Origin of the sequence: Rufibacter roseolus (assembly GCF_017916365.1) — a bacterium.
Taxonomy (GTDB): Bacteria; Bacteroidota; Bacteroidia; order Cytophagales; family Hymenobacteraceae; genus Nibribacter; species Nibribacter roseolus.
Window position 1 is genome coordinate 1,007,333 of record NZ_JAFMSU010000001.1, and the last position, 14,300, is coordinate 1,021,632.

The following is a 14,300-nucleotide window of genomic DNA, read 5'->3' on the forward strand; positions in this document are numbered from 1 at the left end:
AAGCTATGGTAGATGGGCCGGTAGAAGGAGGCATAAACTTAAAAGGTGACTTTAAGGCCCAAAGTTGGTACCGACCTGTTCATCAGGGTTCCCTGTTGGGGTAGGGGAATTGGCGTATAACTGAACTCGGGAGACATTGCCTTCCTTTTGTTGTTTCCGGCCGAGATAAAGGAAATGCCTCCGCCAATCAGGGAGACAAGCCCAGTAGTGGCCAGTATGCCCCCAAATAAAATATCACCATCCCCATCTCCGGAGCTACCAAAAAGGGAGGCGCTACTTGTGGCGATTACTACCCCTGTGGTCATCAATCCTAAACCAATTCCGGAGAGGGCCCAGCCGCCAGACCTGTGTGATTTACTTTTTTGTAAATAATATTCCTGAGCAGGCGTCCTTCCCTTTTGACCTTGACCGTAGGATGTAGTAGTCAGAAAGAGAAGTGCCAGAGAAAAGATGGTGAGTTTCATGGTTGCTATTTCAAGTGCCTACTCTTCCAAAATGCAGTTTTCGGCTTCTCTGTTGTATGTTTTCTCGGAGGTGGGACCTTCAAAAAGCAACCTTTAAGCCCACTGTAGGGACCACTTTGGTCATCAAACCGCCCTGTTGCGGTAGGGGAACCTGTTCATAACCAACCGCCATAGACCTTGCCCTTCTTTTGTTTTGCCCAGCCGAGATAAAAGAGATGGTACCTATCACTACTCCTGCTACCCCAGCTACTGCCATTATTCCCGAAGTAGCGCCATTGTTGGATTTTTGCGTTCCTAATGAAGTGATACTGGTAGCTGCATCACCCCAAGCCAAAGCAAAGCTGAGCCCCATGAGTGCAACCCCGGTTGGGGTAAGAATCCAGCCTCTCACCATGTTCGCTTCCCTTTTCTCTAAATAATACGCTTTCGTGTATTTGGAGGCTCCTTTGGTAGGCGTAGGAGTGACAGGGGGTTGGCTGTAAGCAGTGGTGGCCAGGATCAGGAAGGCTAAGGCAAGTACAATCTTTTTCATAAGAATCGGGTTTAGTGCCTACTCTTTCAATAGGCAGTTTTCGGCTTCTCTGTCAATGCCTGTGCGATATGGTATAAGTCAGAGGGAAATACCGGGGCAGAAAACAGCTTTCAAAAAGGATATAGCCGGTTCTTACCCGTTTGGCGGACCTATTAGGGGGAGGGGGAATTGATCACTGAATATACTTATTTGCCTTGTAAGTAGCTGTAAGATAGGTGTTATTGTTGTGAAAATACTTACGACTAGGTATATGCTTTCCGCCCGGTTTCTGGAAAACGGTTCCAAAACAGCAAAGCCCGGAGATAGGTCTCCAGGCTTTGCTGCAGTAGGTAAGATGGTAAGGTTACTTGCTCAACAGATGATCGGCCGCCAGAATCAGGAACATGTAGTCTGAGGAGCCGCCGCCAATCACGTACTCGGTTTGCTGCCAGAGGTACGGCCAGTGCAGCAGTTCGGGGAAGTCCGGGCGAATCAAGGCAGTGCCGGAGCCTACGCCGCCGGGGATGTAAGACCATTCATCGCGGTTATTTCCGTAGGCGGTAGTCAACGATTTGGCACCCACGCCTGAGGCAAAGGATGATACGTTAGAACCCGGGTGCACGCCTAGTACGAAATTCATGGCGTGCAGCATGTAGGTCTTGGGGAAGATGGTAGGGTAGGAGGCGTGTAGGAAATACTGCTGTACCCCGAAGTTCTGGATGCCCCATCCAGCGCCCCAGATATCGGGCTCATACGGCATGCCGTACGGGGTTTTCTTCTCCTGCTCTTCCACTACTTTCTTGTGGCTGGCCACGGCGGCTAGTACGGCAGCTTTGTATTTCTTGTCTTTGATGAGTGGCAAGGTGCGGCCAATGACCCAACCCGTGCGGCCAATGTTCCTTGTGATATCCTGGGTGTTATCCACTAGCCAGTTGGCGTACTTCTTGTCCTTGGTGGACAGCAGCAGCTCTGCGGCGGCGTTCACGCGCTGCATCTTGTCCTTCTCCTTCGTGCGGTCCCACAGTTCCTGGGCAATCTGCAGGCAGTGGGTTGACAGAGAATCATTGTAGCCTTTCAAGGCGCGGGAAGCTACGGCCAGGCAGGAAGCCACCTGCAGTTCGCGGCCGGGGTTTTCCTCCGTGAACACCCAACGGTCATCCGGAGCACCTTTCTGCCCGATCTCTGGAAGCGGGTTAGGGGCTTTGGCTTGGTCAAACACCACTTCATCGGTTTGGGTGGAAGCTTCTCCCAACAGGGTGTACTGGCGCAGAGACGGCTCAATGATGCCGCGGTACAACCGGCCCAGATTGCGGTAACCGGCCACGATGGAAAGTGCGCCGTGCTCTACCTGTTGCAGGATGTCGTTCTTGCCGTCGGGGCGGTGCAGCTCCGCAATTTTCAGTTTCTGGTCAATGCTGGTGTTGTCGTACTTTACCTTGAATTCCTCGAAAGCGAGCGATAAAATCCGGATCTCATCCGCGAGGGATTCCACGCGCATGTCATAGTCTCCGGCATCGTGCCAGCCGCCTACGGCCAGGTTGGGTACGTGCTCGCCGGGTGCATATTTGGTCAAGGTGCTGGGACCGGAGATGTAGCCGTCAAAGTGGTTGTGGTTGAGAGGCGCCATGCGGGCATCGTCCAGGTGGCAGGCGTCGTGCCAGACTTTGTAGCGGTCGTTCACGCGCATGTGGCACATCTGCACCGGCAAAAACGTCTCAATCACCGACTGCCACACGTGCCGCTTGTACACCTGGTCGCTGATCTGGAACGGACTGGTCTCATAGGTGCCGTACTGCACTTTGTACATGCCCGGCTGCTCCACCTTGGTGAAATCGAACTGCAGGTAATGGTAGCGCAGGAACTTGCCCCACTCTTTGGGCTGCGCTTCCAGCACTTTCTCCAATCCGCCGGTTTCCTTGATGCGGTACAAGGTCACGGGGTGGCGCTGCGTTTCGGTTTTGTCCAGCTCAATAACGGCCACTTTCTGCTGCTTGGGATGATAGCCCACCTGCGAGACCTGCACCACCGGCTCAGACTTCCAGCCAACGATGGCATTAGGCGACACAAGCCATTCAATAGCCCCTTTGGTAGCGCCTTTCTTCATCAGCGACCGCACCACAAACCAGCCGTTGTTGTGCTGCGCCCGGCCGTCAATGAGTTGCAGGCCTTCGCCGGAAACATTCTGGATGGTGAGTGTCTGCCGCGGGTCTTCGGGCACGATGGTCAGTTTCTGTCCTGAGGCCAGCGGCATGGTCTGGTACTCTTTGGAAGCATCATAGAAGCCGGGGCCGTTCAGTTGCCGCGGGAAGATGCCGAACTGCTGGTCCATGTAGTAGCTCTTCCCGAACAGGATGCCCGGAAACAGCTCGAAATTGAAACCTACCTTTCCAATCCAGGCCTCAGGCAGGGGCTGGTCTAGGTCCACGATAATCCGGAAGTTCTTGCCCTCGGGCCGCACCTTCACCTCGTAAGCGAAATTCAGGTCGGGGTAGATGATGGGGTTGAAGCCTTTGCGGTTTTTGTCCGGGTCTGGGTACTGCATGCGCACGCTGATGGTCTGCGTGGCTTTGTCTACCACCCGCGGACCTACCTTGGGCACCGGTTGCCATTGACCAGGCGTGGGCTCCAGGCGAAGATCACCATTAGTGCCAATGCGCAGGCCGTTCTGGATGATACCCACGCCGCCCTGGTGGCTTTCGGGATAGAAGTCGTGGGCCAGCATCACGTTGAGGCCGGGCATCTCCAGGTATTCCAGTTCGTTCAGTCTTAAGCCGCCGCTGGTGTTGGCTTGGGCCAGCGCATGGGGAGTCTGCAGGGCCAGCACCACCACGGCCGTCAGGCAGGAGGCCCTTCTGAGTAGTCTTTTGATCATTGAATATAGAATAGAAGGAAGGTCTGTCAGAATAAAGATAATATCCCTTTAACTGGTTGAAAGCTGTGGTTTAAGGCTGATTTTGCTTAAACGGGCCATAAACGGCATCGCGGAAGCGCTTGTGCACCTGGCCTTCAAAGGGAAATACCTGCACAAACAGAACGGCGGTAAGGTCATTCACTGGGTCTACCCAGAACAAGGTGCTGGCCGCGCCATCCCAGAAGAACTCACCTACGGCGCCATTATTTTCCTCTTTGGTTACCGGCGGATGCAAACGTACCGCGAAGTCAATCCCGAAACCCACCCGGCCTTTGCTGGGCAGCCACATGCGCTGCGTAACACTGTCAGACAGCTGGTTTGTGGCCATCAGTTTAACGGTCTCCGGTTTCAGGATTCTGGCTTTACCCAGGGTGCCCTTGTTCACCAGCATACGGGCGAACTTCATGTAATCATCCAGGGTGGAGGTGAGGCCCCAGCCGCCCGGCGTCAAGGCAAATTCTTTGGTGTTGAAAAGATTGTCTATGTCAGGAACACGGGTGAGCTGGCCATTTTCGCTTTTGCGGTAGGTAGCGGCAAACCTGCTTTTGTCACTTTCCGGCACCACGTAGCGGGTGTTGGTCATGCCCAGCGGCGTAAAAATGTTTTCCTGCAGGTATTGGGCAAATGGTTTACCCGAGAGGCGCTCCACCAGATAGGCCTGCACATCTACCGATGGACCGTAATTCCACTGCTCTCCGGGCTGAAACAGGAGCGGCAAACTGGCCAGTTTTTTCACCATCTGCTCCAGCGTGTTGTTGGGGTTGGAAAGTTCCGCCTTCTGCACCAATTCGCTTAGACCGGGCAGGTCGGTGGTGGTTGCGAACCCTGCGGTGTGGCGGGTAATGTCCCGGACAGTGATGGGGCGTTTGAGCGGCTCCAGGATCAGGTTGCCCGAGGCATCCACGCCCTTGTACACTTTCATATTGGCAAACTCCGGGGCGTATTTTGAGAGCGGGTCATCCAATTGAAAAGCGCCTTTCTCATAGAGTTTCATGAGGGCAACCCCGGTCACCGGCTTGGTCATGGAATAGATGCGCACAATGGTGTTCCGGTCCATCGGGGCCTTGGCTTCGCGGTCAGCAAACCCGAAGGCATTATGGTAGACCTCTTGGTTTTTCTCAAAGATCAACGCCGATGCGCCCGCCACTCTGCCTGAATCCACAAAGCTTTTCAAGGCAGCATCTAGGCGGGCCTTCACCGTTTTGGTTATAACAGCAGGTGCCTTTTTGTCTTTTTTACCTGTAGGTGGCAGTTTGAAGGAGAAGGCAGCAAGGGAAATGAACAAGAAGGCGTAGAGGATTTTATTCATTAGTTTATTTTTTAAGCTTCGGTTTTAAGGCTGTTTTGGGAAAATGACTCAAAAAAGGAAGGTGATGTTGATAGAATTTGAGAATCAATAAATTTACTAATCTCTTCTTAAAACTTGCAAAACAGCTGAGCTATGTTGCGGTTATATATTATAACTTTTGCCAGGCCTAGGCTTTTTTCTAAGTACAAGCACAATTTTGCTAAGCAGCAACAATCCAAAAATCAGCCACAGAATAGGATAAAGTAGAATAATAAAGTCGTAATGGTGTCTTCCTTTTATACTGAAGCTTTCAACTTTCTCTAACTTGGCCGTCCTGCTTACTGGTGCTAAATTCTTTCCTTTTATATAGTATTTTATTTCAAAATCTTCAGCATTGGCATTGGGGTATTTAAACCAGTTTGTGATTTCAATTTGTTGTCCCGGGCAAATAGCTACTTTATAGGTTGGTAAGAGGCTTTCTGGAACAATTTCACCAATTGAATTAAACTGTACTTTTTGCATGTCAGCAATCCTTGTTAGGGTATTACTGAGATAGCTTCGCTTTCCATTGTCAACTTCAATGATTTGGACAGATAAACTATCTATAATGAAGCATTTATAGGCAATAATGTAAGTAGCACTACCTATAGTTTGATTTTCTGAGTTTAGAAAATGATCTGATTCTATTGAGATATAATCTGATAGCTTTAGCCTGTTATTTTCTTCTGCCCCTTTTTGTTCAATGGTAGATTCCCAAGCACCCCTTGACGTAATGAGATAGATAAGGCCTACTGATGTTATAATAAGTAGAAGAAGTATTTTATCCTTGAGGATTTCCATTTATTCTAAATGAGGACTAACGGCCTTATGCATGAGGCCTGTAAGTTGTTAGCAAAAGTTATTTTCTTACCTAAACCCTCTGAATACACCGTCAGAATCTACTGAACTTTTGAATTCCTCAAAGTTCATATTTGAGATAGATAGATTATTTTCAATGCTATACATCTCCGATGGAATCACACGGAGCGTGTCTCCTGGATTATCTTTCAGGTCGATGCACAAAACTGGGTGCTCCATATGGGCTATTGTTGTGCTGTCTACAATGAATATGAAAAAGTGCTTATAATTTTTGGCGATACCTGTAAGTAACTCCTCACTTTCTAATCCACCGAATTTCTTTTCGCTTAGGAAGTAAACTGCTGCTTTAAAACCGTCCTTTGGGGTAGGTTCGGCTATCCAATTACAAATCTTTTCCCATTTACCATCATCTGAAAAGTCTGTTCTTAAAACCAGAACATCTTTGGTGTCAGGAAGCATTCTTTCAGAAATGAGGGTTTGGGTATTAGAAGACATTCCAGTAGGTCTATCAATTCTTTTGTTGGTTTCGGTATTTGGAATGCATGAGAAGGCGAAATGACAACATAGCAGTATGAGTACCCTTTTTATCATTATAATTTTTTGCTGACGGCCTCGTGCATGAGGCGTGCAAGGCCGTCGGCCGTAGCATGCCTCATGCACTTTGTTATAGCCTGTTATTTTTCTCTTTCCCAATAAAGCTCCAAGAGCTCAAATGCAGAATTTGGCACCTTGTCTCTCACTTCCCTCATCCTGCCTTCCAAAGTTGAGTACATTATTTGCTTAAGCACATCAAACGTGCTGTTGTGGATTGCGCTGAACCTATTCTGAGCCATTGATTTGGTGATAGCTTCCTTCAATTCGGCTTTATCACAAGCTAGATTCTCTATGAAATGGATTCCTGCTTTGATTGTAGGTGAAGTTTTGAAAGCCTCCAGGTTCTTGTCAAGGAACGGAAGTCCATAGATTTTAAAGTCTTTGAAGATTTCCTCTACAACCTTTGTCGTGCTGTTCACTTTCCCGTTGTGGAAGTAGTAAGCTTCTTCAATTGGTATGACTCCTGTACCTTTCTTGAGAACAAGCAGATCAATATGTGGGTTAATCAGGCTAGAGTTATAACTGTTTGAGTAGATATACTTAGGATTCAGCCTAGAGGCTATGGAGCAGGAAAAGTTCCGATTGCTGAGAGAGAAGCTAATATGTAAAGTCTCATGGATCTCTAGGCCTCCAGCAGTTCTTATCCTTTCAAAAATGTAGCAGCTGCTTTTGTAAGCCATGAATGGAAAGTCGGGCAAAATTTTTTTAGCAATGGTGATCAGTATGCTTTTTATTCCACCTTTCTTCAATTCAGGAGAAGTGTCCTCCTGGGACGTGATAGCCTTTATCTTTTCAAACCAGTTCAATGCTTCTTTTTGCTAATTGGCTATAACTCTACCAGCTAAACGGAATTATTCGTATAGTCCGCCTTATACCCGGGATAATCTTACCTGTAAATCCGAATATACTAGATAGCTACCACGTTATAAAACAGGTAGTCATTAAAAAGGCTATCTCAGGCAACAAACAAAACGAGCCCATGAACTACTGTTTCTGGGCTCGTTTTCTGAAAAGACAGCTAAAACGCATTTTGCTTCTTAACCTTAGTGGAGGCTCAAATCAATCTATCACCACAAACTTATATTTCTTGTGCTGGCCGTCTTCAGATAAGCTAAGGATATACACGCCACTAGGTAGGTTCCTGGTGTCTATCTCACCGGTGCCGGTAAACTGGAAAGTGGAAAGGATATGCCCGCTGATATCTGAAACATAGGCCTCTGTGGTTTCAGCGCTGTTTGATTTGACTGTGATAACAGCACCCCGTCTGGCAGGGCTGGGGTACACTTCCAGCAGAGGGGTTTGGATGCTTTCGGCAGCGCTGGTGATGCCGGCAATGAGCCCGGTATTTACCTTGAACACATCCGTAAGGCATTTCTTGCCATCAGTTACCTTGTAGGTGGTAGCATACTGGGGGTTGACGATAATGCTGCGGGTAGTGGCGCCGGTAGACCATCTGTAGGTGCCTATCCAGGAGGCGGAGAGTTTGGTGGCGGTACCTGGCGAGATATTCCTGGTAAGGGTCTTGTTCACATCATGCATGATGGTGAATTTGTCGAAGACGGTGCCGTCTTTGCGCAGCATTCTGCCATCCAGCCGGTTGGCTTCAATCTCCAGGTAGAGCATTCCGCCGTCATTTATCGCAAACGGCAAAGCATTGTGCGGATAACCATACTGTACGCCGCCAGATGCGCCCGAGGAACCTACCACGGCATACACGGTTCCGCGGTTCTTTTTGCCCGAGGCGGTGATGTAAGGGCAGGAGTTAAGGCTGCCGTCATACCTGGCGCTGGAACTGCTTTTGGCGTGGGTGAGCAGGTTGAAACTAGCCTCTGTTCCGTAGTAGTTGTTCAGCAAATAGGAGCGCTCATAATTATGGCTGTGGCCGGTAAGCACCAGGTCCACCCCGTAGCGCTCTATAATCCGGATGAAGTTTCCCCTCAGCTTTTTCAGTTCTTCATCCACGTCTGAGTTGTGGCTACCCTTTGAGAAGGGCGGATGGTGCCAGTACACAATAACCCACTTTTTGCGGTGGGCCTGCAGGTCTTTTTTCAACCACTGTACCTGCACCCCCAACGTGTCATAGAGCTTGGTGTAATCGGCGGCTTCTCTCCCGTAAGAGTCCAGGCTGATAAAGTGCGTGTTGCCCCAATCAAAAGAGTAAAAGGCCTTGGTGCCCGAGGCCACGCCTCCGCACTCCCCGGCGGTGGGCATGGAAAAATTATTGTAGTAACCGCCCCTGTCCCGGGCAGTGATGGGCGAGATGGATTCGTATTCGTGGTTGCCTATAGCCGGGAACAGGACATGGTTTTTGAGGATGTTTCCTCCAAAAGGGGCGAAAAACTGCCTCTTGTAGTCGCCGTCGCTGCCGCCGGGATAAGCGTTGTCTCCCAGGATAAGTAAAAGTTCTGCTGGGTTTGCGCCCACGTAATTGAGGTAGGAGTTTAAGGTGCCGGAGCGGTTCCCGTTCTCGTTTTCCCCGCAATCTCCCAAAACCGCAATCCTGATTTTCCTGACGGTATTGTCTCCTGGGGCCGTTCTGAAATAATTGCTTCTGGCGCTCTGCAGTACCTGCTTAGAGCTGCCAAACCGGTAGAAGTATTTGGTGTCTGCGGTCAAGCCTTTGATTCTAACCTCATGCCTGGTGGTAAGGACATGATTTGTGGCAGAGAGGGTGTAGGTGCCGAAGGTGGTGCCTACCTGTATCTTTGAATCTGTGGGGATGTCTGTTCTCCAGCGCAAGGTCACCGCTGTTTTGTTGCCCATTTGCAGGTACGGGCCGCGGGTGAGGTAAGCCGTGGCGGTACTCTCCATTACTTCCTGTTCCCGGGTGGGTTCTGGCGCTAGAAAGATTGCAGGGGTAACCTCAACGGGTTTGTACCCCAGCTTGTCATATCCTGGCAAATTGCCGTTAGGAACAAAAAAAATGGCACCCCTGCGGGCGCCTTTAGCTGAATTGGTTTTCCTGTTTTTCCAGTTTGCCTCTGAAGAAGTAAGCCCCATGAAGGTCATTACTTTTAAACTAAATAGCAGCAAGCTGTAAAAAGTAGGGGATGTCATCATGTAAATAGGGAAGGTTTTTTCAGACAACAAGAGCCTTTGGCTCAGCTAGGTGCGGCAGGGTGAACTTTCCTCAAGGGGGGAGCAGGCAGGTTTGCCTGTTATGAGAAAAACGAGGAGTTTTGGGGTATACGGTTCAATTTTGAGCACGATTACCCCTAACCTGAGGTAAACTGAGTAGGTGCAAACCGTATCCACCTTTCTGTAACAGGCTTTTGTATGCTTTGTTTTAGATATCCTTAGGTTTTATGTAAAGGCAATTTCTGCTCTACGGCTTCTTTTCCTCTATTTTCTCAAAAAGGAAGCTGAAAACGCGCACCGAGGCGTTGTCTTCGGGTCTTTTGCGCAGGGTGATGGTTTTCAGGTCATCGGTGATCTCAATTTCCCCGGCATAGACGGTTTTGCCTCCTTCTTTGGGCATCTCCACATCCGTAGGAATCCAGCCGGAGATCTGGGAAGACCGCTGCCACAAACTGAACGGACTTGCCTGCTCCGTTTTGCCGTGCTCCACATAGACCTTGTACCGGCCATTGTCCAGGCCCTGCAACGAGACCTGCACCACCGGAACCGCGTCAATGTCAATCTTGGCGGTCCAGGAATCAGAAGGCTTCAGTCCGAACACGATGGAGGGTTCCTGGTAGTCGGCGGTAGCCAGCCAGTAAAGGGAATACACCATGCCCTGGGGCGTTAATTTATGCCGCTCCGGAAGCTTGGTGATTTGATCGTCAATCCTGATCTCGGAGTTCTCAAACTGAGGTTGATCGGCGTAGAACAAGCCGACCGAGGTGTAATCTGTTTTGACGTTGGTTTTGGCCTCGGGCTGGTGCTCTATCGTGAGCCGGAGCGAATCAGAGAAGTTCAGCTTATCTGAAAGGTAAAAACGGTAACCGCCCGTGCGCGAGGTCATCAGGTCATAGGCCAAAGCTCCGTGAATAGGCAAGCTAAACCCTTTGTCCCATTTGTCGGTGACCGCATACCAGCCGCCGTTGAAGTAGTCTTCAGAGCCGGTGCCGTGCAGTTTCAATTTGCCGTCAATAAAGGCGCGGTCATCGCCCTCAAAATAATAGGTGCTGCCTTCTTCCAGGCCCTGCGTTTGCAGGATGGTGCCAATGTAATGGCCCCGGCCTCTCACATTTGCAATCAGATGCGGCACCGCCTGTGGTATGTTGTACTGCCTTCTGGCCTGCGCGTACAACTTGCCCTCTGTGGCCGGATTTCTCTTGTCCTCTGTGTAATAAATGATGCCCGAGATAAGGATTTCTTCCGGGTCATCGGCCATCCCTTTGTCGTACTTCAATTGCAGGTCCGCTGATCCGTCCACGGGCATGGGCAGGTACGAGTACAGCTTGTTTTGGTCTGAGCCCAGCAGCATGGATTGCATGGCCGGCTTCCCAAACGCAAACCCGAAGAAATTGTGCAAGGGTACCTCCAGCGCGTTCTTCTGTTCATTGTCCCAACGGGCGGTCAGCAGCACTTTGTGGTAGGCTTGCAGCAGGTCGCTTCCGGCGCCAAGTTCAATCCCCACTATGCGCCCGCCTTGCTGCAGGCTGAAGAGAGATGCCTCGGAGCCCTTCCGCAGCACCACATTTACCTTTTGGGACTTTACTTTATTTCCGTACAACTGGAGGGGGGAGGCTTCCTTGCCCCAGGCATTGGCTATTTTCTCCAGATCGTCTTTGTGCTGATTAAGAAGAGCCGTTGAGAAGGAGCCCATTTTCTCCTTCTTCTCCAGGCTGCGGTACTGCAGTTGATGAAAACGCAGGTTCTTGCCCGTGTAAATGATCTTCAGTGATTTCTCGTAGGGGATGGGCAGATAACAATAGAATCCTCCCAGTTGGCTGCCAGAGAGCGGGGCTACAAACGGGAATTGCTTTCCGTTGAAAAGGTTAATGAACGGAATGCTGATCCTGGGTTTCTTCTCGCCGTCAAAGTAGAACTTCACGGTGTCTGCCTCGGGGGTAGGCGTCCAGATGCGGTTCACCACGCCGGGGCCTTTCAGATCGGCCAGGACCAGTCCCCCGGGTTCTTTTCTGATGGCCGAGTATTTCCCCGAGAAGCCATCATCATTGCCGCCGGTCCGGTCATAGCTGGATAGCTGCTCCATCCCGCCCGAGCGGTACAAAGGAAGCCGGGAGACATCTGCGAGGTTGAGCAACTCCCGGCGGTAGTTGTCATTCTGCGCAGACGCATTCAAAAAAGCACCAAAGAAAAGGACGGTAATCAATAGTTGTTTCATCATATACGGGTTAGGTAAATGGTTATTGATGTATGCTTTCCTGAACAAGGCTTCCTTCGGCGGTGCATGTAAGCCGAATAATTATGGCGCGGGTTTTAAGGCTGTTTTTTCAATAATTGTAGTTTACGGTTCTGGGTAAAATGGGGCTGCTGGCCGAGGCTGGCGTTTACAGCTTATGGAGCGCCAGCAACTGATTACCTGAGCCTGGTTTATTGTTTAGAGACTTCAACACTTGCCACCGTTTGCCAATTGGCAATAACCTGGTCATAAAAGGGTTCCTCATCAGATCCGCCCTTCCAGATCACATACATCAGGCTATTATCTTTGCCGGCGTAACTTCTGGCAGTCTGCAGTAACTCTGTTGAGATGTCTGATAATACTTTGTCTAAGTTGAAGTTGAAAGTCACGCGATATTTGTCTGAAGAATCAATGATAATATCCGGGACCTGAAGGTTCGCCTCAAAGGGGTAGGAGCTGCCCACTACTACACTATCTCGTCCGCCTTTGGTATTGATAAATGTCCCTCTCAGGTTAAAAGCCATTTCAGATTTGTCTGACTTACGGGCGAACAGCTTTACCTTCACATTTTTGTAAGCACCTGTGGGCAATTGAATTACTCCTGTTAAAGCATCTGCATTGAAGATATTGATGTTCTTTCCAACAAAGATGGTAGTATCAAGTAGGTGACTGGTTTTCCCCTCAAATGCAATTTTCTCCACATAAACAGTTGCAGCCGACCACTCAACAGCCACAGAACCCAAAGGCTTGATGGATTTAGTGTCTGTCTTCTTGACGCCAGAACCTGAGGCTTTTGCGAAATAAGATACAGTCCCATTGCCATCTGGCTTTTTTACAAGGATGTCTTCTTCCTTACAAGATGTTAGTATGGACAAGACCAGCAATATGATAAGGCCAAGTTGAGCGGATATAGGTTTCACTGTTGTTTTTAAATCTATTAATTATAGTTAAATGTATGAAGAAGCTTTTGTAGCGTCATCTTCCTCTTCTTAGATTTTAATTATGGTCATCTTCATTGTTTTAGTAGACATAACAGTTTGGCTGGAGAGCGTTTTAAGGCTTTTTAGATGATGTTGAAGCCAGTTCTTTTTATTATGCTAGAGGTTTAAATACTTCTTTACTGCTTTGTACTGCGCGTCTACCACGGCCTGGTTATGCCCGTGTGCAGCTCCAGGCACCAGCACGTACTCTTTTTTCGGAGCCTTCACTTTCACGAAATACGCTTTGGTAAGTTCTTTAGGGGTGAGAATATCTTCCTCGCCCTGAATGAAGTACACCGGAATCTTATAGCGTAGGCCATCTTCCATGAAATTCACCCCGGCCATCATAGACTTTATCCCCATTTTTTTATGGCCGGCAGAGTAAAGGAAAGAATAATCGTCGCCATTGTACCTGTCTTTGGCGTCCTTTTCATTGTCATAGGCGCTTGCCAGTTTCCACCAGGAGGCAGGGGCTGGGTTGGAGTTCTGCCTTTCGTACTTTTTGATGACGCGCATCAGCTGTCCTTCTTTCCTGGCATCCTCATATGGGGGTGGGCCCAAGGCCTTCAGCTTATCTAGAGACTCCTGGTCTTTGGCGTTCTGCGCCATTTCAGATACTCTGCTGTAGGCGTGCGCAAACCCTTCATAGAAATTTACAACCTGGGAGTGGCCTATGTAGGCAGAGAAAAGGTCTGGGCGGGCAAGGGCCATCTTTGCGCCCAGCACAGAGCCCCAGGAGGTCCCTACAAGGGCTATTTTCCGTTTGCCTAAGTGTCTGGTCAGGTACTCAGTGAGCTCAATTCCATCGGCGGTCATTTGCTCTAAGGTCAGAGGATTCTCCATCCAGTAGTCCTCGGTGACGGTATCAGGGGCATTGCGGCCGAAGGTTCTTCCCGCTCCCCGTTGATCCCAGTACACCAGCACGAAGTCCTTTTTCCAGTAGCCGTAGATGGCATCATCATACTGGCTCATGGTACTGCCGGGCCCACCGTGCAGAAACAGGATAGCGGGTTTGGACTGGTCGTCCCCGCTGATGGTCACCCACTGCTCAATACCGCCAATTGTCACAAACTTTTCCTCCTTGATAGGTTTTGCTTGCGCGGCTAACCTGCCTAGAACTAAGGAAAGAAATAGAATCAGTAAAAATGTATGCTTCATATCTTGGTAAGATTCGGAAAAGATAATTATGGATAAAGAGCAATAGGATGTTTACACAATGCTATCAGAAGCCTTTTTTAATTGTTTGTTTTAAATTTTAAGATAATGGAGAATGCCCCAATGCTAAATAATGAAGAAGTAAAATAAAATGTAAGACTTTCCAGTATGTCAGGTGACTCAAGATGGCCGTAATAATCGTCGTAACCATAGATGGCTCCCAAGGCT

General features: G+C 49.3%; 11 protein-coding genes. All 11 read right to left on the minus strand.

The genetic code is table 11. The features are described 5' to 3' along the window. Positions 1-38 precede the first annotated feature (38 nt). Positions 39-464 carry a hypothetical protein gene (locus tag J3P35_RS04220; RefSeq protein ID WP_210463113.1) on the minus strand — a complete coding sequence of 142 codons (426 nt, stop codon included), beginning with the start codon at positions 462-464 and terminating at the stop codon, positions 39-41. Positions 465-543: 79 nt separating this feature from the next. After that, positions 544-996 carry a hypothetical protein gene (locus J3P35_RS04225; protein ID WP_210463114.1) on the minus strand — a complete coding sequence of 151 codons (453 nt, stop codon included), beginning with the start codon at positions 994-996 and terminating at the stop codon, positions 544-546. A 343-nt stretch (positions 997-1,339) separates the two neighbouring features. Beyond that, positions 1,340-3,847 (minus strand): glycoside hydrolase family 9 protein, encoded by a 2,508-nt coding sequence (locus tag J3P35_RS04230; protein WP_210463115.1) that lies wholly within the window; start codon positions 3,845-3,847, stop codon positions 1,340-1,342. Positions 3,848-3,917: 70 nt separating this feature from the next. Then, on the minus strand, positions 3,918-5,195 hold the full coding sequence (locus J3P35_RS04235; protein WP_210463116.1) for a serine hydrolase domain-containing protein: 1,278 nt from the start codon (positions 5,193-5,195) through the stop codon (positions 3,918-3,920). A 141-nt stretch (positions 5,196-5,336) separates the two neighbouring features. Continuing rightward, complete coding sequence (locus J3P35_RS04240) at positions 5,337-6,014, minus strand: hypothetical protein (protein ID WP_210463117.1); 678 nt, start codon at positions 6,012-6,014, stop codon at positions 5,337-5,339. A 66-nt stretch (positions 6,015-6,080) separates the two neighbouring features. Beyond that, complete coding sequence (locus tag J3P35_RS04245) at positions 6,081-6,491, minus strand: DUF6924 domain-containing protein (RefSeq protein ID WP_210463118.1); 411 nt, start codon at positions 6,489-6,491, stop codon at positions 6,081-6,083. 215 nt (positions 6,492-6,706) lie between these two features. Next, positions 6,707-7,432 carry a hypothetical protein gene (locus J3P35_RS04250; protein WP_210463119.1) on the minus strand — a complete coding sequence of 242 codons (726 nt, stop codon included), beginning with the start codon at positions 7,430-7,432 and terminating at the stop codon, positions 6,707-6,709. Positions 7,433-7,685: 253 nt separating this feature from the next. Then, entirely contained in the window at positions 7,686-9,437 is a 1,752-nt protein-coding gene (locus J3P35_RS04255) for a metallophosphoesterase (protein ID WP_210463120.1), read from the minus strand. A 514-nt stretch (positions 9,438-9,951) separates the two neighbouring features. Beyond that, positions 9,952-11,922 (minus strand): glycoside hydrolase family 172 protein, encoded by a 1,971-nt coding sequence (locus J3P35_RS04260; protein WP_210463121.1) that lies wholly within the window; start codon positions 11,920-11,922, stop codon positions 9,952-9,954. Positions 11,923-12,128: 206 nt separating this feature from the next. Next, entirely contained in the window at positions 12,129-12,857 is a 729-nt protein-coding gene (locus J3P35_RS04265) for a hypothetical protein (RefSeq protein ID WP_210463122.1), read from the minus strand. 177 nt (positions 12,858-13,034) lie between these two features. Then, positions 13,035-14,075, minus strand: coding sequence for an alpha/beta fold hydrolase (locus tag J3P35_RS04270; protein ID WP_210463123.1), 1,041 nt, complete (start codon positions 14,073-14,075; stop codon positions 13,035-13,037). Positions 14,076-14,300 lie beyond the last annotated feature (225 nt).

Bases quoted from the DNA above. Each gene is read 5' to 3' on its own strand.
- J3P35_RS04245 (WP_210463118.1), bottom strand. From the start codon at position 6,491: ATGCTTCCTGACACCAAAGATGTTCTGGTTTTAAGAACAGACTTTTCA.
- J3P35_RS04220 (WP_210463113.1), bottom strand. From the start codon at position 464: ATGAAACTCACCATCTTTTCTCTGGCACTTCTCTTTCTGACTACTACA.
- J3P35_RS04235 (WP_210463116.1), bottom strand. From the start codon at position 5,195: ATGAATAAAATCCTCTACGCCTTCTTGTTCATTTCCCTTGCTGCCTTC.
- J3P35_RS04230 (WP_210463115.1), bottom strand. From the start codon at position 3,847: ATGATCAAAAGACTACTCAGAAGGGCCTCCTGCCTGACGGCCGTGGTG.
- J3P35_RS04255 (WP_210463120.1), bottom strand. From the start codon at position 9,437: ATGGAGAGTACCGCCACGGCTTACCTCACCCGCGGCCCGTACCTGCAA.
- J3P35_RS04240 (WP_210463117.1), bottom strand. From the start codon at position 6,014: ATGGAAATCCTCAAGGATAAAATACTTCTTCTACTTATTATAACATCA.
- J3P35_RS04260 (WP_210463121.1), bottom strand. From the start codon at position 11,922: ATGATGAAACAACTATTGATTACCGTCCTTTTCTTTGGTGCTTTTTTG.
- J3P35_RS04270 (WP_210463123.1), bottom strand. From the start codon at position 14,075: ATGAAGCATACATTTTTACTGATTCTATTTCTTTCCTTAGTTCTAGGC.
- J3P35_RS04225 (WP_210463114.1), bottom strand. From the start codon at position 996: ATGAAAAAGATTGTACTTGCCTTAGCCTTCCTGATCCTGGCCACCACT.